Origin of the sequence: Cohaesibacter gelatinilyticus (genome assembly GCF_900215605.1) — a bacterium.
GTDB lineage: Bacteria > Pseudomonadota > Alphaproteobacteria > Rhizobiales > Cohaesibacteraceae > Cohaesibacter > Cohaesibacter gelatinilyticus.
In genome coordinates this window covers 184342-210380 of record NZ_OBEL01000003.1, presented here as the reverse complement: position 1 = coordinate 210380, position 26039 = coordinate 184342, and the positions used below count along the sequence as shown (strand labels likewise).

Below are 26039 nucleotides of genomic sequence, written 5' to 3'. Positions count from 1 at the left end.
TGCAAACAGTGCGCTTCGCACTTGCCTATCGACCGTCACAAAAAGAAGGATTTCCTTTCGTGGGATTAAAAATTTCATGTTTCGGTAGCAGTACCAAACAACAAGCCATGCTCGGCACGCAGATAGCCAAGGAGTGGAAGCAATGGTAGCCCCAGAATGGTGAAATAATCGCCTTCGATTTTTTCGAAAAGCTGAACGCCAATCCCTTCCAGCTGATAGCACCCAACAGATGAACGAACTGCGTCTCCTACTTGTGCCATATATTGGCCAACTTCCTCAGGTGTCAGAGATCGCATCGTCAACGTCGCAGTTGAGACGATTTCCCAGAGGATTTCGCCATCTTTTGCGCAACAAACTGCAGAATGCAGATTATGGCTTTTGCCTGCCAAGGCCAAAAGCTGACGGCGGGCTTGTGCATCATCTTCCGGTTTATTGAAGCGTTGATCACCAGAGCCAAGGGTCTGATCCGCACCAATCACCAATTTTCCAGGGTTTCTGGCAGAAACATCCATCGCTTTGGCCTGTGCCAGGATGGAAGCAATATCTTCCGGTGGAGCTCCTGCCTCCAGCAAAGGCTTTTCAGCGGCACGTTCGTCAATATCGGCAGCTTCGCAGGAAAAGCTCAGGCCGGCATTTTCAAGGAGCTGAGAACGCGCCCGACTTTTGGAGGCAAGGATGAGAGAGGTTTGCATCATGGTATTTTTCACTGCTTGAATTGGATTGGTGCGTTTTCAAACCGCACGAACCGTATGATCTGACGTCAGGATTGATCTTTTGCCGCCTTTTCAGATGTTTGTTTTCGATGACGTTGATAATATTTGTAGATTTCTGCAGCAGTTTCTTCAATCGATTTTCGGGTCACATCCAGCACTGGCCACTGATTGCGCTGGCACATGGTGCGCGTATAAGCGATTTCTTCCCCAATTCGGTTGCGGTTGAGATAGTCACTTTCTCTTCCTTCACCATCAAATCCCAGAATTCTGTTCTGTCGGATTTGCATGATACGGGATGGACTGGCAATCAGACCAATTACAAGTGGCTTTGTATAGGTCTGAATCGGAGCAGGAAGAGGAATATCGGGAACCAAGGGAATATTGGCCACCCTCAAGCCGCGATTGGCCAGATAAACGGACGTTGGTGTCTTTGATGTTCTGGAAATTCCAACAATGATGATATCTGCTTCTCCCACTGATTGCGGGGATTGTCCATCATCATGGGCCATCGTGAAATTCATCGCATCAATACGTTTGAAATAGCCGGAATCCAGACTGTGTTGCGCTCCAGCCAAACCTTGCTGCGATGCTCCCAGATAGGATTGAAAGATATTGAAAACCGGATGCAGAATATTGCAAACGGGAATATGCAACTCCTGACAATATCTTTCCAATCGTTCGGACAAATCTTGATTTACCAATGTATACAATACGATACCTGGTTCATCTTCCAGGCGGGTAAGGATTTTTTCCAGTTGACGCTCGGTTCTGATCAGGGGATGAACATGCTCAATTGGCTTGGTATTGGAATATTGCGAGGCGGCGGCCCGTGCCACTGCAATCAGGGTTTCGCCTGTTGCGTCGGAAACCAGATGCAGATGAAAAAAATGGCCGCTCATTGTGTGCTTTCTGTCATTGCGGCTTGACTTTTTCATGATTTGAAAAAGTGATTCCTCCCCAGCCCATGTGTGAAATGAGGGATAAATCCGAGCCTTTGTTCAAGTGATGAAAAAGCATGCCCGTTGTCACGAATTTCATCAACATGCTCGTTTGATGGGGATTGGATTTATTAACAGTGTGTTTACTATTATTAATGAAATGTTAATGCACATTTTGTTCGAAAAGTGTCTACAAATGATATTTAGACAATCCAGAATTTGACCACGCGCAAGGCAGCTGGAATCACTATTGAAATAGACTTGTCCCCGTAATTCCATTAAGCAGGGACCAAGCATTATTCAAGGACAGGGACCCTATCTTAGAAAGCCTGTGGGGCAAATGTGGGCGAAAAACATATCCCGCAATCCACGGTCAATAAGAATAAAAAAATCTATAACCTCTATTACTCTTCTTATTAGGGAAAAGCGATGAGGTAAGGTTTTCATGAAAGTGAGAGTGAAGTGAGCAATCGACGCCTATTAAATGTTCTCAATGGCCAAACCGAAAAAGTGCCTCCAATTTGGCTCATGCGTCAGGCAGGTCGTTATCTGCCAGAATATCGTGCGACCAGAGCAGAAGCAGGCGGCTTCCTGGATCTTTGTTACAATCCCGAATTTGCTACCGAGGTAACACTTCAACCAATTCGACGCTTTGGTTTTGATGGAGCCATTCTCTTTTCTGATATTCTGGTTGTTCCTGATGCCTTAGACCGTTCTGTACGCTTCGTACAAGGTGAAGGCCCTCAATTGGACCCGATAAGTCCTGCAGAGATCGCACAACTTGATCCTGAAAAGGTGCTGACAGGACTTACGCCTGTTTTTGAAGCCGTTGAGAGCATTCGTGGGGCTCTGCCATCCGAGACCACCTTTTTGGGCTTCTGTGGGGCTCCCTGGACCGTTGCGACCTATATGATCGCCGGACATGGTACACCGGATCAGGCTCCAGCCCGGTTATTTGCTCGTCGAGAGCCTGAAGCTTTCAAAGCCTTGATCGATGTTTTGGTGGAAGCATCCATTCTTTACCTGATCAAACAGCTGAAATGTGGTGCTGATGCGGTACAGATTTTCGACAGCTGGGCAGGAGTTCTGGATGATGCCTTGTTCATGTCAGCCTCCCAAGATCCAATTCGCCGGATTTGTGAAGGTGTTCGGGCTGAAATTCCTGATGCAAAGATCATCGGCTTTCCAAAAGGTGCAGGCCAACGTCTTCTCGAATTTGTAGAAGCAACCGGCGTGAATGCCGTTGGCTTGGATTGGACCGTGCCTTTAGACTGGGCTCGGGATGAGTTGCAGGGCAAAACTGCTTTGCAGGGCAATCTGGATCCGACCTTGCTGATCACTGGTGGCCAAGATCTGGATGAATCCGTTGATCGGATCATGGAAGCGTGGTCGGATGGGCCGTTTATTTTCAATCTTGGGCACGGCATCACCCCACAGGGCAATATCGATTATGTCCATCAGTTAATTGATCGCATACGGTCTTATGACAAGTCATAATCGAGATCAGAATTTGAAAACCCGCATTCATGGATGTGGGTTTTCTTTTGGTTGTTCCCGTGATGGATTCACGTGAAATATTGCAAGGATGGATTTTCTATCAGAGGACCACGATGGATTTTTATCTCTGGGCGAAAGCCCTTCATATCATTTCGATCATCACCTGGATGGCAGGAATCTTCTATCTGCCGCGTTTGTTTGTTTATCACGCAGACACGGAAGCTGGCAGCGACAAATCGGAAACGTTCAAAATCATGGAACGACGTTTGCTCAAAGCCATCATGAATCCTTCCATGATCATCGCCTGGATTTTGGGACTAACGCTTGCCTTTCATTTTGGAATCTGGGAGCCGGATGCAATTTGGCTGCATATCAAATTCTTGCTGGTTGGTGGAATGACCGCCTATCACATGTATTTGGCAAAATGCGTGAAAGTTTTTGCTGCTGATAAAAATGAGAAAGGTCACAAATTTTACCGGATACTGAACGAAGTACCGACCCTGCTGATGTTGGGCATTGTTATTCTTGCGGTGGTCAAGCCATTCTAATTTTTGATCATTATCGGATTGAGATTTTGTGTGTGAAAGCGATTTCTTAGACAGAAGTCGCTTTCTTGCATTTTGGGCTTGGCAATTTCAGAATCAACAGCTATGGTCCGCCAACTCTTGAATTGGCGAATCATTAGGCTGCTTGGCCCGCCGGCCTTCAAGGGTTTACAGACCGCAACAACAAACAATAGCGTTCTGTTCTATCCCTACCTCACAATTTTCCCATGGTTGCTTTGGCTTAACGAGACTTTCGCTATGCGCGAAATGAAATTACAAGAACTCAAACAAAAATCACCCACCGAACTTCTCAATTTCGCTGAGGAGCTCGAGGTTGAAAATGCAAGTACCCTGCGCAAGCAGGAGCTGCTATTCGCTATCCTGAAACAATTGGCAGAACAAGATACCGATATTATCGGTGAAGGTGTCGTGGAAGTTTTGCAAGATGGCTTCGGCTTTTTGCGCTCTCCTGATGCAAACTATCTGCCTGGACCGGATGATATCTATATTTCGCCCTCTCAAATTAGACGGTTTTCACTACGGACCGGTGATACCGTTGAAGGGCATATTCGTAGCCCCAAGGAAGGTGAACGTTATTTTGCCCTGCTGAAGGTCAATTGCGTCAATTTTGAAGATCCTGAAAAAGCGCGCCACAAGGTGCATTTTGATAATCTGACGCCTTTGCATCCAGATGAGCGGTTCCAGCTGGAATCGGTTGATCCGACATCCAAGGATATGTCCAGTCGAGTTATCGATCTGGTCGCACCTTTGGGTAAAGGTCAGCGTGCCTTGATCGTGGCACCTCCACGCACCGGTAAAACCGTGCTGTTGCAGAATATTGCCAAATCCATTACGGCCAATCATCCAGACAGCTGTTTGATTGTGTTGCTGATTGACGAGCGCCCGGAAGAGGTGACTGACATGAAGCGTACCGTGAATGGTGAAGTGGTTTCATCAACTTTTGATGAACCTGCCTCTCGTCACGTGCAGGTTGCCGAAATGGTAATCGAAAAAGCCAAACGCTTGGTTGAACATGGTCGCGATGTCGTGATCTTGCTCGATTCCATTACGCGTCTTGGTCGTGCCTATAACACCGTCATACCGTCTTCGGGTAAGGTTTTGACCGGTGGTGTTGACGCAAATGCACTGCAACGTCCAAAGCGTTTCTTCGGTGCAGCTCGTAACATCGAAGAAGGCGGTTCCCTGACGATCATCGCGACCGCATTGATCGATACGGGTTCCCGAATGGACGAGGTGATCTTTGAGGAATTCAAAGGCACGGGTAATGCGGAGATTGTTCTGGACCGTAAAGTGTCCGACAAGCGTATCTTCCCTGCCATGGATATTCTGAAATCAGGCACACGTAAAGAAGAGTTGATGGTGGATCGCAAAGAGCTTCAGAAGGTCTTTGTTCTGCGTCGTATTCTTGGTGCCATGAGCAATGTGGATGCGATCGAGTTCCTTCTCGACAAATTACGCTCTACCAAGACGAATTCAGATTTCTTCGACAATATGAATACGTAAGGAAAATTCCGGTGAGACCAACGTGAGGCTCCGACCTACTTTTTTCTTGCCATGAATTTTGACTATGCTATCAAAGCCGCCAGATTTAGGTATCTGGCGGCTTTTCTTTTGATTGTCAGTTTTCCCTGATGATCGAGTCGCTTGTAAAACAATCCATATTTTCCATGTCTTTTCGCGTCTATTTTTTGCGCAACTTTGAATGCTGCAGGGAAGGACAGGAGAATCGAGTCGTTTACGGAATGAATGAAACTATTCCCGAAGGCTGAGAGTAAGACGCCCGAAAGGCAGATAGGCGAAATATATGACCACAATTTTTGCATTATCGAGTGGGGCAGTACCAGCAGGTGTTGCCGTCTTTCGTTTGTCTGGTTCAAAGGCTTTGGAAATTGCTGGGCAAATTGTCGAGTCGCCCCCGAAACCACGCATGGCTAGCCTGCGTTATCTGAAGGATCCTCGCAATGGCGATGTGATTGATCAGGTCCTTATCCTGACATTTCCGGGGCCGAGTTCCTTCACTGGTGAGGATTGCGTTGAACTGCATTGTCATGGTGGGCGTGCTGTTGTGTCAGCAGTGATTGAACTGCTGTCGTCATTTGAGGATTGCCGTTTGGCAGAAGCGGGGGAGTTTTCTCGGCGGGCTTTTGAAAATGGCAAAATGGATCTGATGGAAGTCGAAGGACTTGCAGATCTCATTCATGCTGAAACTGATCAACAAAGACGGCAGGCTATTCGCCAGGCTAGCGGTCATCATCGTGAGCAACTCGGTTCCTGGCGGGATACGCTTCTTTACGGTCGCTCCATGATTGAGGCGGAACTGGATTTTGCTGATGAAGAGGATGTTCCGGGTTCTGTATCGGATGTGATTTGGCCCAAGATTTCTGCTTTGAAATCGGAGATGGAACAACATTTGTCACAAGCTCGATCAGGTGAACGGGTGAGGGAAGGCTTGCAAGTTGTTCTGGTTGGTCATCCGAATGCCGGTAAATCATCTTTACTGAACTGGTTCGCCAAGCGAGATGTGGCGATTGTGACTGAAGAAGCGGGAACCACACGTGATCTCTTGGAGGTCCATCTTGATATTGAAGGCTATCCGGTAGTGCTGGTTGATACGGCTGGATTGCGGGATGCGGAAAATCTGGTTGAGAAGGAGGGGATTCGTCGTGCATTAGATCGCTCTCGTGTGGCAGATCTTCTGATTGAAATTGTTGATAGCAGCCAGACTGTTGATCGGGTCGTGGTTGAAAGTGAAGCTGATCGATTGGTTCTGTTTAATAAAGAAGATCGAGTCGGGTCCGAAAGAAATCTGAGTAACCTGAAAGAGGGCAGTTTTTCTGTTTCGATCAAGCACGAAACGGGGATGCAGGATTTCTATGATTCGTTTGTGAAACATATTGAGAAATCCTTTATGGGTGCGGAAAATGTGCTAATTACGCAAAAACGCCAAGCGGATGCATTGGCTTTGTGTGTGGATTATGTGGAGAAAGCGCTTATCTATTCTGATTTACCAATAGAAATTCGATCTGAATTTTTACGCATGGCTGGGGAAGAGCTTGGGAAAATTACTGGACAGATCGATGTAGAAGAGATGCTTGGTGTTATTTTTTCACAATTCTGTGTGGGTAAATAGTGGACAGTTTCACGTGAAACAGGAATTGAAATGGTTTTGATTGCAGGAATGTTTCACGTGAATCTGAGTTTAATTTTTCGGAAAGTAGTTATTGGATTCGGATGCGTTTTGTTTCACGTGAATCCTTGGGTTTTGTGGTGAAGTAGGGTAGAAGTTTTGTTTCACGTGAATCCTGAATCTTATGGTGTTTGTGCCTGGAGTGATGAATGTCTCGATATGATGTGATTGTTGTTGGTGGTGGTCACGCCGGTACTGAGGCGGCAAGTGCTGCTGCTCGTGTTGGTGCGAAGGTTGCCCTGATTACACATAAGAAAGATACAATCGGTGTGATGTCTTGTAATCCGGCGATTGGAGGATTGGGTAAGGGGCATCTGGTGCGTGAGATTGATGCGCTTGGCGGCTTGATGGGATTGGCTGGTGATGCTGCCGGGATTCAGTTTCGTCTTTTGAATCGACGTAAAGGTCCTGCGGTTCAAGGGCCTCGTGCTCAGGCTGATCGTAAGCTCTATCGTGCTGCTATTCAGGATTTGTTATTCGATCAGCAAGGGCTCGATGTCATTGAAGCAGAAGTGACTGATCTTGATATTCAGTATGGTCAGGTTGTTGCCGCTGTTCTGGATGATGGTCGCCGGCTTGATTGTGGTTCTGTGGTTTTGACGACCGGAACGTTTTTGCGGGGTCTTATCCATATAGGTGAGACTAGTTATCCTGCAGGGCGGGTAGGGGATCCTGCGGCTGAGCAATTGTCGAAGCGTTTGATGGCGGAAGAGTTTCGTTTGGATCGTTTGAAGACGGGTACGCCGGCAAGGCTTGATGGTCGGACAATTGATTTTGAATCGCTAGTGAAACAACCTGGTGATGAGGAACCTGTCGCTTTCTCTTATCTGACAGATAAGATTATGACGCCTCAAATTGACTGTTACATCACACGGACCGTCGATAAGACGCATCAGATCATTCGTGATAATATGCATCGCTCCGCGATGTATTCTGGGCGTATTGAATCGAAAGGACCACGCTACTGTCCGTCGATTGAAGATAAGATAGCTCGTTTTGGGGATCGTGACGGACATCAAGTCTTTCTGGAACCAGAAGGCTTGGATGTTCCGCATATCTATCCGAATGGAATTTCGACTTCTTTGCCAGAAGATGTTCAGCTCGAATATCTGCGATCAATTCCCGGTTTGGAAAAAACCGAGGTCTTTCAATATGGCTATGCGATTGAATATGACTATATCGACCCAACCGAGTTGAAGGGGACTTTGGAAACCAAGAAGGTTTCAGGTCTGTATTTGGCTGGTCAGATCAATGGAACAACCGGATATGAAGAGGCTGGAGCACAGGGTTTGCTTGCTGGCATGAACGCCGCGCGGCAGGCGGGCGATCAGGAAGGTGTGATCTTTCAGCGCTCAGATGCCTATATTGGAGTGATGGTCGATGATCTGATTACTCGTGGTGTTGCTGAGCCATATCGGATGTTTACCTCTCGAGCAGAATATCGTTTGTCTCTTCGTGCTGATAATGCCGACCAGCGTTTAACCTCTATGGCTGATGATTGGGGTTTGATCTGCTCGGAGCGTCGGGAACGATTCGCTTCGAAAATGAATGATCTGAATGCCATTACTCAAATGGCGAAGGAGAAAACTCTAACTCCAAATGAAGCTAATCGATTCGGATTGAAAATAAATCAGGATGGGCAGCGTCGTTCTGCCTATGAATTGCTGGCATATCCTGATTTATCATTGGATCGTTTGAGTGAAATTTGGCCGGAATTTAATGAGTTCCCAGAGCCTATTCGTCGTCAGCTCGAAATTGAAGCGCTTTATCAGGTCTATATGAAGCGGCAGAAACAAGACATTGAGACCTTTAAAAAGGATGAGGCTTTGCCAATTCCAGCCAATTTGAACTTTGATGGTATCAATGGTCTGTCCAACGAGCTGAAGCAGAAGCTGGCTCATGTTCGGCCACAGACATTGGGGCAGGCGTCTCGTATCGAAGGAATGACACCTGCCGCTCTGACCTTGGTTTTGGCGCATAGCAGGAAAATGTCCTCACAGGCATAATTGAGGTTTTAAGAATGGATTCGAAAGCGGAAGGATTGGATCTCATTCAATCCATGATGCCTGATGGTCATGGCGTTTCACGTGAAACCATCCACAGGCTGGGGATATATGAGGCGCTTGTAAAAAAATGGCAGCCAGCGCAGAATCTTGTTGCTTCTAAAACACTTAATGAGATTTGGGTTCGTCATCTCGCCGATAGTGCACAGATATACGCAGCTTATCCCCAGGCTCGATATTGGGTGGATATGGGGTCTGGTGCAGGCTTTCCCGGGCTTGTTACCGCGATCTTGTTGAAAGAGACGTCATCGGATCATCACGTTCACATGATTGAATCCAATGGTCGCAAGGTCATGTTTTTGCGCACAGTAGCGCGGGAACTCGATTTGAATGTGACCGTGCATAATGATCGGATTGAAAAGGTTCTTGGGGATTGGGATGGTCCTGTTGATGCATTCAGCGCCCGAGCTCTGACTTCTTTCGATAATTTGTGTGGTTTTGTTGCTCCATTTATCGGTCCTGACTGTGTGGGCGTTTTCCACAAAGGTCGAGAGTTTGATCGGGAATTGCTCGATGCTACTGCCCGATGGGAAGTAGATCTGATACAACAAACCAGCAAGACTGACCCGGATGCGCGCATTGTGTTGTTGCGCGGTTTATCTCCAAAATCTATTTAAGAGGCGACTGGATGACTGCATTGCCAAAATCACCTCGCGTCCTGACACTGGCAAACCAGAAGGGCGGTGTGGGCAAGACAACGACCGCGATCAATCTGGGTACGGCTTTGGCTGCGATTGGCGAAACTGTGTTGATTATCGACGTTGACCCGCAGGGCAACGCCAGTACTGGTCTGGGTATCGATCGTCAGGCACGTAGCGTTTCGACAGCAGAATTGCTGTTGAATGAAGCGACCGTAATGGAAGCTGCTATTCCTACTGCGGTTCCTCGCTTGAGCGTTGCAGCCTCCACGATGGATTTGCTTGGTCTTGAGCAGGAAATTTCCGGTTCCAAAGATCGTGCTTTTCGTCTTCGCGAGGCATTGAAGGCGCATGCTGATCTTGGGGATGAGATTCCGGAAGATAAGCGCTTTACCTACGTTCTGATCGATTGTCCGCCATCTTTGAACCTTTTGACCATCAATGCGATGGCTGCAGCGCACTCCATTCTGGTGCCGTTGCAATGTGAGTTCTTTGCGCTGGAAGGTTTGACGCAGCTGATCCAGACAGTGAATCAGGTAAAAGGGGCATTGAACCCGGACCTCTCCATTCATGGTATCGTGATGACCATGTATGATAAGCGGAATAATCTTTCCAATCAGGTGGTTGAGGATGTGCGCGAACATATGGGTGATAAAGTCTATGAGACTATTATTCCTCGTAATGTTCGTGTCTCAGAAGCTCCTTCCTATGGTAAGCCAGCACTGCTTTACGATCTGAAATGTAGCGGCAGTCAGGCTTATTTGAAGTTGGCATCGGAAATTATTCAGCGTGAAAAAAAGCTCAGACATGTTGCAGCCTGATCGTTTCTGATACAGGCTGGAACAGAAGTTAGTGATGTGGGGTTGAGGCAAACCCAAACGATTCGGATGCGGAAGAAAAAATGGCGAAAAAAGCGGCAGAGGGAAAACGGTTAGGGCGCGGATTGGCAGCTCTGATCGGTGATATGGACAATGAAGTGGAAGCGGTTGAGCGTGCACGGTCTCAACGTCGAATTCCAATTGAATTTTTGCGACCCAATCCTCGTAACCCGCGTCAGGATTTTGTTGAAGCAGATCTTGAAGATCTGACCCGCTCGGTGAAAGAGAAAGGCATCATGCAGCCTATTCTTGTTCGTGAGGTCAAAGATCAGACGGATGCTTATGAGATTATTGCTGGTGAACGCCGTTGGCGAGCTGCACAAGGGGCAGGGCTTCATGAGGTTCCTGTTCTTATTCATGATGTGGATGACAAAGAAGCGCTTGAGCTGGCAATCATCGAGAATGTACAGCGTGCGGATCTGAATGCTCTGGAAGAGGCTCTGGGGTATGATCAATTGATCCAGCAGTTCGACTATACCCAGGCTGAACTTGCAGAAGTCATCGGTAAAAGCCGCTCTCATGTGGCCAACACACTGCGCTTGTTGAAGTTGCCTGATAGCGTGAAGGAATATCTGAAGTCAGGTCAGCTTACCGCTGGTCATGCTCGTGCTTTGATTACTGCAGAGAATCCGGAAGAGCTTGCACGCCGTGTTGTTGAAGATGGAATGACTGTTCGTGATGCTGAGAAAGCTGGTCAAGAAAAACAGGCCGAGCAAGCTGAACCTCGCGTGAAAAAGGAAAAAGACGCAAATACGGTTGCGTTGGAAAAACGTCTGACAGATCACTTGGGTTGGAATGTTCGAGTGATGCCTAAGAAAAAAGGTGGCGAGCTGAAGATCCAGTACAAATCTCTGGAACAGTTGGATGCGATCATTGCTCTTTTAGAGCGTACTGGCTGATTTGAAAATTAATCACAGATGTGAATAAAAAGGCCGGGCATATGTCCGGCCTTTTTATTTGGGTTGTTTTAATATTTGAAAATCAGGGGTTTGTGCACGTTTCTGTTTGGAAATTTAGAATATTGATTCACGTGAAACGATCAGATACCAATGCTGTATAAGATGTGTATTTCATGTGGAATAGGACTAAGAAACGATCTGAAATCAATCTGGTTATCGATGAGATTTGCGTGCTGTCGCAGCGATCATCAAAAGCGTTTCACTGATGATGGTATCGGCTAGGTGATAATTCTTTCGGCTGTTGGAAAGTGCTGTTGCCAATAGCTCACAAGCGCGTGCCGCTTTTTTGCTGGACCAGAGACGAAGCTGATTTTGTACGCGAGCCTTGCGCTTGAAATGGATCATGGGACCGGCTTTTTGTAAAGCGGATTGAGCAGGTGTACCGCTATCCATCATGTTGACACATCGCTCCAGCATCTGGAAATGGCGTAAGCTAGCGGTTGCAATGACGGATGAGGATTGGCCACTTCCCAGGATTTGTTCCAATTGATGGTCCAGTTGATCAATGTCTCCAAGCGCGGCGGAATCAATGATCATGTCGATTTGATGATTGGACGCATCGCCGACGATGTTTTCGATATCGTCTTCGCTTATGGTTTCCTGTCCCATGGCATAAAGGCAGAGTTTTTGTATCTCACCTCGAGATGCCATGCGGTCGGCACCCAGATTATCCAACAGCATCATGCGGGCATCGTTGGAGATGCCTAGATTGGTTTGTCCCAATTCTTCATCTATGATCTTGTTCAGAGCGTCTCTTGCATCAACATAGCATGGCAAGGCGACGGCACTTTGTGCCTTCTCAATGGTCTTGCGAACCGGGGCCGACTTCTTCAGATCACCTGCCTTGATTACGATATAGGCGTCGCTTGGCGGACTGGAGAGAACAGGCTCCAGTGCCGGTACAATTGATTTGTTGCCGCTTAAATGAACGAGGATGACTCGACATCCACCAAACATGGAGATGGTATTGGCCTCATCTGCGAGGCGTAAAGGATCGGATGTGATTTCGCCAGCATCCAAGCGTAACAATGCAAAGGGATCATTATTATCTGCCAAATAGGTTTTGGTGATTTGCTCTGCTCGCTCGGTTATCAAGCCAATATCCTGACCATAGATAAGAATAACCCGGTGCTTGGGATCAGGCCGATTGAGGTAGCTGTCTACCATATTGGCTTTTATATCTGCCATATTGTCGGATCTCTTGTTCTAACTTTGGTGCTGGTATTTCACGCATTGGCATTTGGACAAAAAGAAAGCGGTAGATGGAAGATATCTACCGCTTTCAAAGCTTGCAAGGTGGAGCCAGAGACAAAGATTTTGTCTGTTGACGAGCGCTTATTTGTTCGCTGCGAAATAAGACGACAATCTTAATTGAATGTCGTTTGCTACCTGTTCTGCTACTCTGTTTTCCGCATCACGAAGGGCTCTGTCGTTGGTAAAGCGCTGCGCACCTTTGCGATAGGACGCGGTGAAGAAGCTGGAACCTTTGGTGACTTCTTTTCTATCAGACAAGCGGATCAGTTTGTATGTTGCCGTTAGTGATACGCGAGCTGCTGATGATAGCCCTGATCCCGCTTCAATACCAAAATCTGACGTTGATTTATTGGTTGTCAGCTCCAATCGAAAAGCTGATTGAGCAGCTTCTCCGCCACCAGTGAAGGCGAATATCAGATGATTTCGTACTTCCTGTTCAACACGGTCTTTGGCCGGAGAAATCTCAACTGATGCCAATTCGCTTGCCAGAGTTTGACCACTTTGTGTGGTTGTTGAATAAAGCGGTTGAACCTGACAGCCGGAGACGATTAACCCCAAGCCAAGCAATGCAGCCAGGGAGAGGGATTTTGTGAAATGGTTTTTAGACAACAACATTGACGATCCTTTTCGGCACGACGATGATTTTGCGTGGTGCCTTGCCATCCAATGCCTTGATGACAGGATCGGAGGCCAAGACGGCTTTCTCGATATCAGCTTTGGCTGCATCGGCGGCAATTGTCAATTCACCACGTTTTTTACCATTGATCTGAATTGGCAGAGTGATCTCATCTTCGATCAACATTTTGCTGTCAACTTGAGGCCAGCCTTTGGTTGCGACCAAGCTGTCTTTGCCGAGATGGTTCCAGCATTCCTCCGCCAGGTGAGGCATCATTGGTGCCAGCATCTGGATGAGGATTTCCATCGCTTCATCCGTTGTCCAAGCCAGTGATGGATCTTTTTCAAGCTTGTCTTGCTTGGCGTTGGAAGCAATGGTGTTGACCAATTGATAGATCTGAGCCACAGCACGGTTGAAGCCGAGCTGTTCGATATTGCTCTCTACCGCAGCCAGAGCTTTATGAACGGCTTTGCGTACTGTCAGGGCGTCGCCAGAGAGATTGTCTGGTCTGGCTGGTGTCTGGCCTTGCAGGGCACTCTGAACATCCTGTGTGAGGCGCCAGACGCGTTGTACGAAACGATGAGCACCTTCTGCGCCAGCTTCTGTCCAGATCACGTCACGCTCGGGAGGGCTGTCTGACAGCATGAACCAGCGAGCGGTATCAGCACCGAAGCTTTCGATGATGTCTGTTGGGTCCACGGTATTTTTCTTGGACTTGGACATCTTCTCAATGGAACCGATAGCAATGCTTTCACCGGTTTCATTATGGGTCGCCGTGCGCTTGTTGTCTTGCTCGTTGATAGTGATTTCGGCGGGAGAAACCCAGCGATTGTCTTCGCCCTTATAGGTTTCATGCACGACCATGCCCTGGGTAAAGAGACCTTTGAAAGGTTCTTTCACACTCAGATGACCGGTCTCACGCATGGCGCGGGAGAAGAAGCGGGAATAGAGCAGATGTAGGATGGCATGCTCGACACCACCGATATACTGATCGACCGGTAGCCATTCATCAGCAGCTTTTTTGTCTGTCGGGCTATCTTCCCAGGGTGCAGTGAAGCGTGCGTAATACCAGGAACTATCCACGAAGGTGTCCATGGTGTCGGTTTCGCGCAGGGCATCCTTGCCACATTTCGGGCAAGAGCATTGACGCCATGTTGGGTGACGATCCAGAGGATTGCCCGGCTTGTCGAAGTTGATGTCATCGGGAAGCTGGATTGGCAGATTTTCTGCCTTTTCTGGAACCACGCCACACTCATCGCAATGAATCATCGGAATTGGGCAACCCCAATAACGCTGACGGGAAATGCCCCAATCGCGCAGGCGATATTGCGTTTTGCGTTGCGCCTGAGCTTTGCCAGAGATCTTGATGGCCTCCAGCTTTTCAGCAACGGCGTTTTTGGCGTCGATGATGCTCATTCCGTCCAGGAACTGGGAATTGAAGATAACGCCTTCACCGGTATAAGCTTCATCACCGACATCAAAGCTTGCCGCCTCTTCGCCTTTTGGCAGAACGACAGGGGTGACGGAGAGACTGTATTTGCGAGCGAAATCCAGGTCGCGTTGATCGTGAGCTGGGCAGGCAAAGATAGCACCGGTGCCGTAGTCCATCAGAATGAAGTTGGCGACATAGACGGGCAGGGTGATGCTTTCATCAAGTGGATGTTTGACAGTCAGCCCTGTGTCAAAGCCGATTTTCTCTGCGGTTTCCAGCTCGGCAGCTGATGTGCCGGTTTTATGGCATTCTTCGACAAAGGCCTGAAGTTCTGTACTGTTTTCGGCGAGGGCCTTGGTCAACGGATGATCTGCCGACAGTCCCATGAAGGACGCGCCAAAGAGCGTATCAGGGCGAGTGGTGAAAATCTCGATTTCCTTGTCGCCGTTTGGAGCATCACCATTCAGTTCAAAACGGATTTGCAGACCTTCAGATTTGCCAATCCAGTTGCGCTGCATGGTGCGCACTTTGTCTGGCCAGCGATCAAGGTTGTCGATCTCAGATAGCAGGTCTTCGGCAAAGTCGGTGATCTTGAAGAACCACTGGGTCAGCTCACGCTGTTCGACTTCTGCACCGGAGCGCCAGCCTTTGCCATCGATGACCTGTTCGTTCGCCAGAACAGTCTGATCGACAGGGTCCCAATTGACCTTGGCGTTCTTGCGGTAGGCGAGGCCTTTTTCGACGAAATCGAGGAAGAGTTTCTGCTGGCGATGATAATAGTCAACGTCGCAGGTCGCGAATTCACGATCCCAATCGAGAGACAGGCCCATCAGCTGCAGCTGACTGCGCATGGTTGCGATATTTTCATAGGTCCAGTCTTTTGGATGAACCTTGTTTTGCATCGCTGCATTTTCAGCTGGCATGCCGAACGCATCCCAACCCATTGGGTGCAGAACATTGAAGCCTTTGGCGCGCTTGAAGCGTGCAACAACATCGCCCATTGCATAGTTGCGCACATGGCCCATATGGATGCGGCCGGATGGGTACGGGAACATCTCCAAGACGTAATATTTTGGTCTTGGATCATCGTTCTCGGTCTTGAAAATTTTCTGGGAGTCCCAGGTCTGTTGCCAGCGAATTTCCGCTTCGCGTGCGTTGTAGCGTTCGTTAGCCATGAATATGCCGGAATGCCTCGATTTTTCATCACTTTTCAGGGCTGACCATCACCAGAAATGATGGCATTGGTCAAGACCAAACAGGTGCTATGTGCGATATAAAGCAGGGATTGCCCTACAATCTGGGACAATCTTGTATATCGGCAATTGAAGAGCCGCTTGCTTCGTGCATAATGCGCTGGTCCTTAACGGGCCATATAACAACCTGATTGGATCTTTGGTAAGACAGATGGGCATCAAAAAGCAGCTAAAAAATGTCAAGGAAGACATTGCCAATAGTGAGAGCGAAGCAGGACGAAGTCCGGGGGATGTGACCCTGATTGCTGTTTCCAAGACATTTGATGCCGACCATATTCGCCCAGCACTGGAAGCGGGGCACCGAATTTATGGTGAAAACCGGGTACAGGAAGCCAAAGGTAAATGGCCAGAGCTGCGTGATGAGTTTGAAGATCTTGAGCTTCATCTGATTGGGCCTTTGCAATCAAACAAAGCCAAGGAAGCAGTTGCGCTTTTTGATGTGATTCATACGGTTGATCGCCCAAAGATTGCACGAGCCATTCGCGTTGAGATGGAAAAGCAGAATAAGCAATTGCAACTTTTCGTGCAGATCAATACCGGGAATGAGCCCCAAAAAGCAGGCATTGCGGAAGACGAAGCGGACGAGTTCATTGCATTTTGTCGTGAAGAGCTTTCCCTGCCGATCAACGGTTTGATGTGCATTCCGCCCTTTGATGAAGATCCGGAACCGCATTTCGACAAACTTGCCGAGATTGCAAAACGCAATGGGCTTGATCAGCTTTCCATGGGTATGAGTAGTGATTACGACAAGGCCATTGCCAAAGGCGCCAGCCATGTGCGTGTTGGCAGTGCTATCTTCGGTAAACGCGGCTATCCAGTCTAACCGAGCTTGAAAATTGTATCTCGTCCAATGAGCGGCAGGATTTGTCGCATCACGATAGGGCGTACGGCTACGCACCCTTCTGTGGGGGTAAAGCCCGGCCGTGCTATGTGAAAAAAAATGGCGCTTCCCATATTCTGCATGCGGGATGATATGTTGAAATCCAGAACCACACCAATGTCATAGAGCTCGTCGTCACGCCACATCTTTTCGTGTGATGATTTGAATGGAAGTTTTACCGGGCGATTATACAAGGCATGGCCTTTTTCATCACACCATCCCATACTAGGGTGTAGAGCGATGAAAGGCAGACGGGAAATTGGTTTAGGGCCTTTGTCCGGCCGGTAAAATCCGTAAAGAGCCTTGCAATCGAGCAGGGGTGTTGCACCGTCTCCCTCTCGTTTTTGCGAGGTGATTCCTGAGCGTCCCAAAGCGCAGGGGAAGGTTTTCAGGCCTAATTTTATCAAGCCTTGTAAAGGGTTGCCGGGTTTTGTGTGAATTGTGACAAGATTCATCAAGAATTGAGAGTTTTGCGTCATTATTCACGTCATACTGACATTGACGTGATTGCTCGTGATTTGATTTTCCACCACTTGAGCACTTAGATGATGGAAATTCAAGGTACCAATTTTGGTCGCAAGGCTACAAGCGGGTGGATCGGATGTCTGATACCATCTGGAGCCAATCTGGGGATGCGATTATGACTGCTAGAAAAATTCTGCTTGTTGATGATGATACGGAACTTCGCGAAGCGCTGGTAGAACAGCTTTCTCTATATGAAGAATTCGATTTGTATCAGGAAGAAAGCGCCACTAAAGGCATTCAGACGGCTCGATCTGATCATTTTGATTTGCTGGTCATGGATGTTGGTCTGCCTGACATGGATGGCCGCGAAGCTGTGAAATTGCTGCGCAAAGGTGATTTCAAAGCCCCTATCATCATGTTGACTGGCCACGATACCGACTCTGATACCATTCTGGGTCTGGAAGCTGGCGCTAATGATTATGTTAGCAAGCCATTTCGTTTTGCGGTGCTCTTGGCCCGTATCCGTGCTCAATTGCGACAGCATGAAAATAGCGAAGATGCGACCTTCAGTGTTGGCCCCTATACCTTTAAGCCAGCTGCGAAACTGCTGTCTGATGAGCAGGGTGGAAAAGTTCGTTTGACGGAAAAAGAGACTTCAATCCTCAAATTTCTTTATCGGTCTGGTGACAAACCGGTTGGCCGGGATGTGCTGCTGCATGAGGTTTGGGGCTATAATTCAGGTGTGACCACGCACACGTTGGAAACCCATATCTATCGCTTGCGCCAAAAAATTGAAAAGAACCCGTCCAGTGCAGAGCTGTTGATTACCGAGGCTGGTGGGTACAAGCTTGTGCCATAACGTCCTTCGGTTCTGATTGCGAATTTGCCTTGAACAAGGCATTGGAACTCATTAAGAAGCGTGCCACAATGTTGGCGCGCTTTTTTGTTTGTTTATTGGGAAAGCGGAGAGTGCCAAAATAGTTTTGGGGATGATGCGATGAGCTTGGATAGTGAAATTGATTTTATGCGGCAAGTGCCGTTTTTTGCTGATTTTACTGATGAGCAGCTGCGGCTCTTGGCTTTTGGGGCTGAGACGCGCTCTTATCGGGCCAAGCAGGTTCTGTTTCGTCAGGGAGATCTTGCCGATTCTGCCTTCATTATCATGGATGGCGAAGTGCGCATGACCATTTCCAGCGATGGACGGGATCTGGATAGTCAGCATCTATATCCGGGCAGTCTGATTGGGGAACTTGCTTTGGTGGCGGAAACCCGCCGCTCTGCGATGGCGACTGCTGTTGAAGACTTGCGTGTCATCCAAATTCGTCGCTCATTGTTCCGCCGTGTGATGGATGAATATCCCGGATTGGCAGAAGAGATCCATAATCGTATGTCCAGCCGATTGGGCAATCTGGTCGCCGATCTTCAGCAGGTGGTCGATATGTTTGATGGTTTGCCGCAAGAACCGGCTTCCATGGAAGATGCCATGACTTTTGCCATGAAAGAATAGGGTGCTGGATCGCACTTCTATTCAAAGAAAAAGGCAGGCTTTACTCTTTATTCTCAAGCGAGTTCTTATCCAAAAAGTGCTTCAACTTTTTGGGAACGCGCTCCAAGCCTGCCTTTCGTGTTTTAGGCGTGAATGAAATGCAGCTTTTCAAAGGTTTGACGCCAGTTTGAGACCTCTGCCAGCATTGCTTCCGGATCATTGCTTTTCAGGGCCTTGGCAATCAGAGATGCCAGTTCTGGTGCATGTTCTTTGGTCATGCCCCATTTCACCAGTTCCGGTGTTCCAATTCTGAGCCCGTTGAGATCACCGTCAACCGGATCAATTGGCAGGCCGATGCCACAAGCAAGGAAACCAGCTTTTCGAAGCTTTTTCGAGGCTGCCTGACCGCCTGCAAAGGGAGCGGCAAGAACTGCGAACTGATGAGACTGGGTGAAACCGTTAGCTCCCTCAAAGACTGGTATACCTTGCTTATCCAGCTCAGATGCCAATGAGACAGACATATCGATCATCTCAGAGGCATAAGCCTGGCCGTAATCGCGCCAATCAAGCATGGTGACGGCAAGAGCTGCAGATTTGGCGGCGTCGAAATTTGCCGTCATTCCCGGGAATGCAATGGCATCCAGTGCTTTGGCGATTTCTGCATCATTGGAGACAATCAGGCCACCAGCAGGACCGCCAAGACTTTTATAAGTGCTCATTGTCATGAAATGTGCACCCTCAATCAGTGGGTTTTTCCAAGCCTTGCCCGCAATGATGCCGCATTGATGGGCTGCATCGAACATGACTTTGGCGCCAATCTCATCCGCAATGGCGCGGATTTCTGCGACTGGATGCTCAAACAGGTTCAGGCTGCCACCAACGGTAATGAGCTTTGGCTTTTCTGCCTTTGCCAAATCACGCAAAGCATCGACGTTGATTGTGTAACCATCTGCAGAGATAGGCGCTTCGATCGATTTCACTCCAAATAGGCCGGCACAGCCTGCCAAATGGTGGGTGACATGGCCTCCTATTGTGGCTGGGGGCACAATGATGCTGTCACCGGGCTTACAAGTTGCCATGAAACCATAAAGATTGGCGATAGCCCCAGAAGGTACGCGAATTTCAGCAAAAGCCGCATCAAAAATCTCGGCTGAGAGTTGGGCACTTAGAATTTCGATTTCTTCAATCGCTTCCAGACCCATCTCATATTTATCGCCCGGATATCCCAGTGATGGACGAGAGCCGATCCCAGATGCCAGCAAGGCTTCCGCCCGTGGGTTCATCACGTTGGTTGCAGGATTGAGATTGAAGCACTGCTTTTCATGAATGGTGCGATTTTCTTCAGCCAATTCTTCAATTCGTGCCAAAAGCGTTGCGGATGTTTGGCTGGATGCCTTGTTGGCAATAGTCTGGATATAGGTCTCACAAGGGCCTGGGACCCAATCTCGAATAGCGATTGTCATGGCAAAATTCCTCCTATGACCAGCTTCTCTTCTCTTTACTCGCAGCGCAAACCAGATTTACTATTCCTGCGTTTAGAAAAACTAAGGCTAGAGAAACAGAGGCGATAGATGAGTGTCTCTCCACCCCGCCCCAAAGGCCCCCCTCTTAATGCTTTGCGCGCTTTTGAAGCGGCTGCGCGTTTGCAGAGTTTTGTGCGGGCTGCGGATGAATTGTCCGTCACAGCTGGTGCGATTTCCCAACATATCAAGCTGTTGGAGGAATGGGCCGGCACTGCGCTTTTTGTAAGGTCACCGAATGGTGTCTTACTGACTGACGAAGGCAAATCATTGGCACCATTGCTGCAGGAAGCTTTTGATAGCATAGGTGCAGCAACGCGAATTCTGCGTGGTTTCAAACCCAAACAAGAGATTCATGTTGCCACATTGCCAGCTCTGGCTCAGCTTTGGTTGCCATCAAGACTTGCTGTCATTCGTGAGCAATTGCCCCAGGCGGAGCTGACAGTGACCGCATTGGAAAGTGCGCCCAATCTGGATCGCGAGATGTTTGATCTTTCTCTCTTCATTGGGGATCCAACAGGGAGTGAAGGAGAATATGTTCTAGCTGAAGATGTGATTTTCCCTGTCTGTAGTCCAAGTCTGGCGGAAAGCTTGAAAACTGATCCAGACTATAGCGCTTTGACTTTGCTGATTGATCAGACCTGGGAACGGGATTGGGCGCTTTGGAGCAAGGAAAGCGGTATTTCCTTGCTGGATAGAGCGGGGAGTTCGCGCTATTCGCTTTATAGTTTGGCTTTGGAAGAAGCAAAAGCCGGGGCAGGGCTGCTCATGGGGCATGCTTGTCTGGTGGAAGATGCGCTGGCCAAAGGAGATTTGGTGCGTCCATTCTCACAAGACTGCAAAACCGGAAAGTCCCTTATTCTTAAAGCGCCGTTAGCCAAGGATGTGCGTGTTGATCTAGAACGGCTTGTTTGTCTGCTATGTTAGATAGATCAGCTTCGATGCTGATCTATCAGAATTACATTGCCATCTGGATCTTTCAGTGTGATATGAGCTGGGCCCTTGCTATCTGGATCAGCTTCTTCACTCAGTTCAATTCCTGCCTTTTTCAAATGGTTTTGAATCACTCTGACGTCATCAAAATCATCAAGATTTTGGGCATTTTGATCCCAACCGGGATTGAAGGTCAGCATGTTGCCTTCGAACATGCCTTTAAAAAGGCCGATGATGGTGTCGCCATTTTTCAGCATCATCCAGCCTTGATCGGAGTAATCACCCATGGTGATAAAGCCGAGAGCTTCATAGAAGCTCTGTGAGGCTTTCAGATCTTTTACCGACAAGCTGATGGAAAAGGCGCCTAATTGCATGGTCTTGCTCCCAAGACTGGTGTTTAGCTGATTGCTATAATCTGTCAGACAGTGTGAGCGAGAGAGGCAATTCTGTCCAGTTTGGCCGCGCAGCCATGCATAATCAGCAGATCTGCCTGATCGACTTAGCAATTCTCACATTTAGGTATTTCTCTACAGTGCGGGCCTGTAAGGGGTCTGCCCTTGCTTTCTGTCCCCGTGATAACGAGTTGATCCGATGTTTCACCGTCTGAACAAATCTACCCGCACCGTAATAGATGTTTTTTCCAAGTTGCCACATGCCGCTCGCGTTGCCAATGCAGTTGAGCTCGGTCGCAAGCCACGTCAGGCTGATCTGGATGCGCTGAATATCCGCTATCCCTTCGATTGAGTTTTCAGCTCAATCAAGTGATCTGAGCTATCTTTCTGATAGGATAGCCAAAACAAAACCCCCGCCGGTTGCCCGACGGGGGTTTGTTATTTTCGAGCCAAATCGTTTCTTAACGGTTCTGGCGGTTGTCGATCAGATCGTCAACAACGGCTGGATCTGCCAGAGTGGAAGTATCGCCAAGGCTACCGAAATCGTCTTCAGCGATTTTGCGCAGGATGCGGCGCATGATCTTGCCGGAGCGGGTTTTTGGCAGCCCAGGAGCGAACTGGATGAGATCTGGAGAGGCAATTGGGCCAATTTCTCCGCGAACCCATGTGCGCAGCTCTTTGCGAAGATCTTCGGTTTCCTCTTCGCCTTCCATTAGAGTGACATAGACATAGATGCCCTGTCCCTTGATGTCGTGCGGATAACCAACAACAGCAGCTTCCGAGACTTTAGGATGCGCTACGAGGGCGCTTTCGACCTCGGCGGTACCCATACGGTGACCGGATACGTTGATGACGTCATCAACGCGGCCAGTGATCCAATAATAGCCATCTGCATCGCGGCGTGCGCCGTCACCTGCAAAATAATAGCCTTTGAAGGTCTCGAAATAGGTGGAGACGAAGCGATCATGATCGCCAAAGACCGTGCGCATCTGTCCAGGCCAGCTATCAGCGATGCAGAGAATGCCTTCGCATTCAGTCTCAGCAATCTCTTTGCCATCATTATCGAGCATGACAGGCTGAACGCCGAAGAATGGGCGGGTAGCTGACCCTGGTTTCAGATCGGTAGCACCTGGAAGTGGCGTGATCATGATGCCACCGGTTTCGGTCTGCCACCAAGTATCAACAATCGGGCATTTTTCCTTGCCGACGACTTCGTAATACCATTTCCAGGCTTCCGGGTTGATTGGTTCACCGACAGAACCAAGCACACGCAAGGTGGAAAGGTCTGCCTTTTCGACATGCTCATTGCCAGCACCCATTAGGGAGCGGATAGCGGTCGGCGCGGTGTAGAAGATATTGACCTTGTGCTTCTCACATACATCCCAAAAACGGGATGGTGATGGATAGGTCGGTACACCTTCAAACATTACGGTGGTGGCACCATTGGCCAGTGGGCCATAAACGATGTAGGAGTGGCCGGTTACCCAACCCACATCAGCAGTACACCAATAGATGTCGCCATCTTTGTAATCAAAGACATATTGATGGGTCATGGAAGCGTAAAGCAGATAGCCACCAGTGGAGTGAACCACGCCCTTCGGCATGCCGGTGGAGCCGGATGTATAGAGAATGAAAAGCGGATCTTCTGCATTCATTGGCTCTGGTGGGCAATCCGCGGATGCTGGACCAACAACATCGTCATACCAGACATCGCGGCCTTCAACCATTGGGATATCGCCACCGGTGCGTTTGACGACCAGCATTTTGGCGTCATGTTTCACCTTTTCAAAGGCTGCATCGGCGTTGGTTTTCAGCGGTACTTTACGACCGCCGCGCAAACCCTGATCCGCGGTTACCACCAGTTTGGCTTGGGAACCATTGATGCGATCGGCCAGGGCATCAGGAGAAAAGCCACCAAAGACGATGGAATGGATCGCGCCGATACGGGCGCAAGCCAGCATGGAATAGGCAGCTTCCGGGATCATTGGTAGATACAGGATGACGCGGTCACCCTTGCCAACGCCCAGCTCCTTATAGGCATTTGCCAGTTTGGAGACACGCTCATGCAGCTGCTTGTAGGTGATGTTCTCATCATCAGCCGGGTCGTCACCTTCCCAGATGATAGCAGTCTGATCACCACGGGTTTCCAGATGACGGTCGATACAGTTGGCGGAAACGTTCAGCTCGCCATCTTCAAACCATTTGATGGAAACATTGTGATAGTCGTAAGAGGTGTTCTTGACCTTGGTGTAAGGCTTGATCCAGTCCAGGCGCTTGCCCTGTTCACCCCAAAAGCCGTCCGGGTCTTCAACAGACTGCTTGTACATAGACAGGTAAGTATCGTTATCGATCAGGGCGTCTTTTGCCACATCCGCCGGTACGGGATAGACATTCTCCGACATGCGTTCCTCCCAGAACTTGTCCAATGAAAATGAGGAATGGTTCTATGCGAACCACTCAAAACGGTCTCGCCCATTATGCTCAGGTGACCCCACAGCGTCTAGCTGTGATCCATGCCTCTTTGGTAGAGAGTGAGTTGTCATTCACAGAAGAATTGCAACCGCTTATTTTTTGCTTTTTCGAATTAGAGGATCGTTTTTTCTATATTTATCTCAATAGGTTAAATATCAATACTTTCGATCTTGAGGTAAATGGCCTCTTCCGTGAACGTAAGTGGTATAGGCGTTAAGGATGATCCGCTGCATGGACCCGACAGACAAAAACCATCCGTGCTTCGAAAACGTGCACCATGGGTAGAGCAGACGATCAGGGATGGGTCTTCCTTGTCTAAAAACTCATGATCAAAGGTTTCCATCGGCATACTCAAATGTGGGCAGGAATTGATATAGGCTTTGAGGCTTTCCTCGCTTGGCAGGAAAGATTTAGAAGCTGATATATCAAAGGCCATGTCGATAATGACGATATCCAGTTTGCCATTTGTGTCGTCAATTGTTGCTCCAAAGGCTCCGGTCTGTTTCAGATCGGATTTGTTGCAAAGAAAGATATCCTGATTAGTCACGGAGCGGTCCTTTGGTTTGGTCTCTCTTAATCTAGGCTCAGGACCCGTTAATTAGGCACATTCTGCGAGGATAATTTTGCCTGTTGGCAAGGCGTAAAATCGCGGCAATGTGGTGCATTTCCAAGATTTTACAACGCGGCCAACGGGTAAAAGCACCTTGCCCTTCGGGTTTGCCCTGAAGCATCCATCTATCGAACCAATGACTGCAAAAAGGGAGCCACCCTTATTTTGTCATTGGTTCTTCTATCTGAATACTTCAGAGCAAACAGAATATGCAGAATTAATGAGTCCTAAGCCTAGCAAAAGCAAATGGACCCGCCAATGAAAAGACCCGAACTGATTGGCTCAGCCCGGGTCTATAATGTCTTGGAGATCTCTTTGATCTGTTATTGCGGTCTTGGCAAAAGATGAACGCCTGCCAAGGTACAGCGAACGGAACCGCCAGCATGCTCGATGGTCGGAATGCTGAGGGGAAGCAATTTGGCAGATAGCTCAATCTCTTCCTTTTGCTGATCTGACAGGCTGTCAAAAGCCGTTTGTGACAGAGCCAGAACTCGTCCTTCCGGGCTTTGAAGCTCAATTGCATTGCCCGCAAACTGTTCGATCTGATCATGGCTGAGATCAATGATTGTGCGACCGGAAGATTCCAAGCGATCTTTCACTTCCTGCCGTCTTTGTGGATCCTTGATGCAATTCAGACCAATGAGTGCAAAGTCGGTGGCGATGCACATCAGCACATTGGTGTGATAGATGGCATTGCCGTTCCGGTCGGTGGCATCAAAAGCCATCGGCTCATAGTTGAAGTGCGTGCAGAAGCGCTCCAGAATGATCGGATCTGTTCTGTCGGATTTAGCGGCATAGGCGACGCGATCGATATGATCGAGCACCATGGCACCGGTTCCTTCCAGAAACAGCCCATCGGCTTCCAGACCGGAATAATCGATTACGTCCTGCACGCGATAATCATGCTTGAGCATGTCGATGATATCGGAGCGGCGTTCCCGACGGCGGTTTTCCGGCTTCATGGGATAGATGGCAACGTGACCACCGGCATGGGTAGAGAACCAGTTGTTTGGAAACACCGAGTCTGGTGTTTCCTTGCCTTCGTCTTCAAACAGATGGACCGTAATGCCAGCTTTTTGAAGATCACCTGCCATTTTGGTGACTTCATCAAATGCCGAACGGGCAACCTGATCGCTGGATGCAGGAGTTCTTTGGAAGGCATTGTCTGCCGCCGTCTGCTCATTGACCACAAAATGGTGGGGTCTGATCATGATAACAGCAGCAGGGGCCTGAATAGAGGGGCGCATGTTTGGCTGGGACATGACAAATCTCTCTTTGGAAGCTGGC

24 protein-coding genes are annotated in these 26039 nt (G+C 48.6%); 13 read left to right on the top strand and 11 right to left on the bottom strand.

Going from position 1 to position 26039, the window contains the following annotated elements; translation table 11 throughout:
- Positions 1-74: 74 nt before the first annotated feature.
- Positions 75-692: a Maf-like protein gene (locus CRO57_RS14840; protein WP_097154483.1), complete on the bottom strand. Its 618-nt coding sequence runs from the start codon at positions 690-692 to the stop codon at positions 75-77.
- A gap of 68 nt (positions 693-760) precedes the next feature.
- Positions 761-1612, bottom strand: coding sequence for a pyruvate, water dikinase regulatory protein (locus CRO57_RS14835; protein WP_097154255.1), 852 nt, complete (start codon positions 1610-1612; stop codon positions 761-763).
- Between the two features lie 501 nt (positions 1613-2113).
- Here CRO57_RS14835 and hemE point away from each other — a divergent pair.
- The 8 genes from hemE to CRO57_RS14795 all read left to right on the top strand — a co-directional run bounded on the left by hemE (position 2114) and on the right by CRO57_RS14795 (position 11379).
- The gene (gene hemE / locus CRO57_RS14830; RefSeq protein WP_097154254.1) at positions 2114-3148 is read left to right on the top strand and encodes a uroporphyrinogen decarboxylase; all 1035 of its coding nucleotides are present in this window, start codon (positions 2114-2116) and stop codon (positions 3146-3148) included.
- Between the two features lie 113 nt (positions 3149-3261).
- Entirely contained in the window at positions 3262-3696 is a 435-nt protein-coding gene (gene hemJ, locus CRO57_RS14825; protein ID WP_097154482.1) for a protoporphyrinogen oxidase HemJ, read from the top strand.
- 255 nt (positions 3697-3951) lie between these two features.
- Entirely contained in the window at positions 3952-5217 is a 1266-nt protein-coding gene (gene rho, locus CRO57_RS14820; protein ID WP_097154253.1) for a transcription termination factor Rho, read from the top strand.
- Positions 5218-5518: 301 nt separating this feature from the next.
- Positions 5519-6844 carry a tRNA uridine-5-carboxymethylaminomethyl(34) synthesis GTPase MnmE gene (gene mnmE, locus CRO57_RS14815; RefSeq protein ID WP_097154252.1) on the top strand — a complete coding sequence of 442 codons (1326 nt, stop codon included), beginning with the start codon at positions 5519-5521 and terminating at the stop codon, positions 6842-6844.
- A 206-nt stretch (positions 6845-7050) separates the two neighbouring features.
- Positions 7051-8907 carry a tRNA uridine-5-carboxymethylaminomethyl(34) synthesis enzyme MnmG gene (mnmG, locus tag CRO57_RS14810; RefSeq protein ID WP_097154251.1) on the top strand — a complete coding sequence of 619 codons (1857 nt, stop codon included), beginning with the start codon at positions 7051-7053 and terminating at the stop codon, positions 8905-8907.
- 14 nt (positions 8908-8921) lie between these two features.
- Positions 8922-9581 carry a 16S rRNA (guanine(527)-N(7))-methyltransferase RsmG gene (gene rsmG, locus CRO57_RS14805; protein WP_244580107.1) on the top strand — a complete coding sequence of 220 codons (660 nt, stop codon included), beginning with the start codon at positions 8922-8924 and terminating at the stop codon, positions 9579-9581.
- An 11-nt stretch (positions 9582-9592) separates the two neighbouring features.
- Positions 9593-10423 (top strand): ParA family protein, encoded by an 831-nt coding sequence (locus CRO57_RS14800; protein ID WP_097154250.1) that lies wholly within the window; start codon positions 9593-9595, stop codon positions 10421-10423.
- Between the two features lie 80 nt (positions 10424-10503).
- On the top strand, positions 10504-11379 hold the full coding sequence (locus CRO57_RS14795) for a ParB/RepB/Spo0J family partition protein (protein ID WP_097154249.1): 876 nt from the start codon (positions 10504-10506) through the stop codon (positions 11377-11379).
- Positions 11380-11592: 213 nt separating this feature from the next.
- On the opposite strand, the gene holA is transcribed toward CRO57_RS14795, so the two are convergent.
- The 3 genes from holA to leuS form a co-directional block, all read right to left on the bottom strand.
- Complete coding sequence (gene holA / locus CRO57_RS14790; RefSeq protein WP_097154248.1) at positions 11593-12627, bottom strand: DNA polymerase III subunit delta; 1035 nt, start codon at positions 12625-12627, stop codon at positions 11593-11595.
- Positions 12628-12774: 147 nt separating this feature from the next.
- Positions 12775-13308: an LPS assembly lipoprotein LptE gene (gene lptE / locus CRO57_RS14785; RefSeq protein WP_170956117.1), complete on the bottom strand. Its 534-nt coding sequence runs from the start codon at positions 13306-13308 to the stop codon at positions 12775-12777.
- Positions 13295-15916: a leucine--tRNA ligase gene (leuS, locus tag CRO57_RS14780; RefSeq protein WP_097154246.1), complete on the bottom strand. Its 2622-nt coding sequence runs from the start codon at positions 15914-15916 to the stop codon at positions 13295-13297. The genes lptE and leuS overlap by 14 nt, the downstream gene beginning before the upstream one ends.
- Before the next feature lie 229 nt (positions 15917-16145).
- Here leuS and CRO57_RS14775 point away from each other — a divergent pair, with 229 nt between their 5' ends.
- Entirely contained in the window at positions 16146-16817 is a 672-nt protein-coding gene (locus CRO57_RS14775; protein ID WP_097154480.1) for a YggS family pyridoxal phosphate-dependent enzyme, read from the top strand.
- Here CRO57_RS14775 and CRO57_RS14770 read toward each other — a convergent pair.
- Complete coding sequence (locus tag CRO57_RS14770; protein ID WP_210200882.1) at positions 16814-17353, bottom strand: L,D-transpeptidase family protein; 540 nt, start codon at positions 17351-17353, stop codon at positions 16814-16816. The genes CRO57_RS14775 and CRO57_RS14770 overlap by 4 nt on opposite strands.
- A 161-nt stretch (positions 17354-17514) precedes the next feature.
- Between CRO57_RS14770 and CRO57_RS14765 the strand changes: the two genes are divergently transcribed.
- Both CRO57_RS14765 and CRO57_RS14760 read left to right on the top strand, forming a co-directional pair.
- Complete coding sequence (locus CRO57_RS14765; RefSeq protein ID WP_097154479.1) at positions 17515-18198, top strand: response regulator transcription factor; 684 nt, start codon at positions 17515-17517, stop codon at positions 18196-18198.
- Positions 18199-18336: 138 nt separating this feature from the next.
- A complete protein-coding gene (locus CRO57_RS14760) occupies positions 18337-18846 on the top strand; it encodes a Crp/Fnr family transcriptional regulator (RefSeq protein WP_097154244.1) in 510 nt (169 codons plus the stop codon).
- A 122-nt stretch (positions 18847-18968) separates the two neighbouring features.
- On the opposite strand, the gene CRO57_RS14755 is transcribed toward CRO57_RS14760, so the two are convergent.
- Positions 18969-20288 (bottom strand): serine hydroxymethyltransferase, encoded by a 1320-nt coding sequence (locus CRO57_RS14755; protein WP_097154243.1) that lies wholly within the window; start codon positions 20286-20288, stop codon positions 18969-18971.
- Between the two features lie 108 nt (positions 20289-20396).
- Here CRO57_RS14755 and CRO57_RS14750 point away from each other — a divergent pair, with 108 nt between their 5' ends.
- A complete protein-coding gene (locus tag CRO57_RS14750; RefSeq protein WP_097154242.1) occupies positions 20397-21272 on the top strand; it encodes a LysR family transcriptional regulator in 876 nt (291 codons plus the stop codon).
- 5 nt (positions 21273-21277) lie between these two features.
- On the opposite strand, the gene CRO57_RS14745 is transcribed toward CRO57_RS14750, so the two are convergent.
- The gene (locus tag CRO57_RS14745; RefSeq protein WP_097154241.1) at positions 21278-21652 is read right to left on the bottom strand and encodes a VOC family protein; all 375 of its coding nucleotides are present in this window, start codon (positions 21650-21652) and stop codon (positions 21278-21280) included.
- Positions 21653-21869: 217 nt separating this feature from the next.
- On the opposite strand from CRO57_RS14745, the gene CRO57_RS24795 reads away from it, so the two are divergent.
- Positions 21870-22022: a hypothetical protein gene (locus CRO57_RS24795; RefSeq protein WP_170956116.1), complete on the top strand. Its 153-nt coding sequence runs from the start codon at positions 21870-21872 to the stop codon at positions 22020-22022.
- Between the two features lie 109 nt (positions 22023-22131).
- On the opposite strand, the gene acs is transcribed toward CRO57_RS24795, so the two are convergent.
- The 3 genes from acs to ctlX form a co-directional block, all read right to left on the bottom strand.
- Entirely contained in the window at positions 22132-24072 is a 1941-nt protein-coding gene (gene acs / locus CRO57_RS14740) for an acetate--CoA ligase (RefSeq protein WP_097154240.1), read from the bottom strand.
- Positions 24073-24290: 218 nt separating this feature from the next.
- Positions 24291-24689 (bottom strand): Rieske (2Fe-2S) protein, encoded by a 399-nt coding sequence (locus CRO57_RS14735; RefSeq protein ID WP_097154239.1) that lies wholly within the window; start codon positions 24687-24689, stop codon positions 24291-24293.
- A 386-nt stretch (positions 24690-25075) separates the two neighbouring features.
- Positions 25076-26014: a citrulline utilization hydrolase CtlX gene (gene ctlX / locus CRO57_RS14730; protein ID WP_097154238.1), complete on the bottom strand. Its 939-nt coding sequence runs from the start codon at positions 26012-26014 to the stop codon at positions 25076-25078.
- Positions 26015-26039: the final 25 nt, after the last annotated feature.

Coding starts and splice junctions, on each gene's coding strand:
- holA (WP_097154248.1), bottom strand. CDS start 12,627: ATGGCAGATATAAAAGCCAATATGGTAGACAGCTACCTCAATCGGCCT.
- CRO57_RS14765 (WP_097154479.1), top strand. CDS start 17,515: ATGACTGCTAGAAAAATTCTGCTTGTTGATGATGATACGGAACTTCGC.
- CRO57_RS14795 (WP_097154249.1), top strand. CDS start 10,504: ATGGCGAAAAAAGCGGCAGAGGGAAAACGGTTAGGGCGCGGATTGGCA.
- ctlX (WP_097154238.1), bottom strand. CDS start 26,014: ATGTCCCAGCCAAACATGCGCCCCTCTATTCAGGCCCCTGCTGCTGTT.
- CRO57_RS14745 (WP_097154241.1), bottom strand. CDS start 21,652: ATGCAATTAGGCGCCTTTTCCATCAGCTTGTCGGTAAAAGATCTGAAA.
- CRO57_RS14760 (WP_097154244.1), top strand. CDS start 18,337: ATGAGCTTGGATAGTGAAATTGATTTTATGCGGCAAGTGCCGTTTTTT.
- mnmG (WP_097154251.1), top strand. CDS start 7,051: ATGTCTCGATATGATGTGATTGTTGTTGGTGGTGGTCACGCCGGTACT.
- CRO57_RS14755 (WP_097154243.1), bottom strand. CDS start 20,288: ATGACAATCGCTATTCGAGATTGGGTCCCAGGCCCTTGTGAGACCTAT.
- CRO57_RS14800 (WP_097154250.1), top strand. CDS start 9,593: ATGACTGCATTGCCAAAATCACCTCGCGTCCTGACACTGGCAAACCAG.
- CRO57_RS14770 (WP_210200882.1), bottom strand. CDS start 17,353: ATGACGCAAAACTCTCAATTCTTGATGAATCTTGTCACAATTCACACA.
- lptE (WP_170956117.1), bottom strand. CDS start 13,308: ATGTTGTTGTCTAAAAACCATTTCACAAAATCCCTCTCCCTGGCTGCA.
- hemJ (WP_097154482.1), top strand. CDS start 3,262: ATGGATTTTTATCTCTGGGCGAAAGCCCTTCATATCATTTCGATCATC.
- mnmE (WP_097154252.1), top strand. CDS start 5,519: ATGACCACAATTTTTGCATTATCGAGTGGGGCAGTACCAGCAGGTGTT.
- CRO57_RS24795 (WP_170956116.1), top strand. CDS start 21,870: ATGTTTCACCGTCTGAACAAATCTACCCGCACCGTAATAGATGTTTTT.
- CRO57_RS14750 (WP_097154242.1), top strand. CDS start 20,397: ATGAGTGTCTCTCCACCCCGCCCCAAAGGCCCCCCTCTTAATGCTTTG.
- CRO57_RS14775 (WP_097154480.1), top strand. CDS start 16,146: ATGGGCATCAAAAAGCAGCTAAAAAATGTCAAGGAAGACATTGCCAAT.
- leuS (WP_097154246.1), bottom strand. CDS start 15,916: ATGGCTAACGAACGCTACAACGCACGCGAAGCGGAAATTCGCTGGCAA.
- rho (WP_097154253.1), top strand. CDS start 3,952: ATGCGCGAAATGAAATTACAAGAACTCAAACAAAAATCACCCACCGAA.
- acs (WP_097154240.1), bottom strand. CDS start 24,072: ATGTCGGAGAATGTCTATCCCGTACCGGCGGATGTGGCAAAAGACGCC.
- rsmG (WP_244580107.1), top strand. CDS start 8,922: ATGGATTCGAAAGCGGAAGGATTGGATCTCATTCAATCCATGATGCCT.
- CRO57_RS14835 (WP_097154255.1), bottom strand. CDS start 1,612: ATGAGCGGCCATTTTTTTCATCTGCATCTGGTTTCCGACGCAACAGGC.
- CRO57_RS14840 (WP_097154483.1), bottom strand. CDS start 692: ATGCAAACCTCTCTCATCCTTGCCTCCAAAAGTCGGGCGCGTTCTCAG.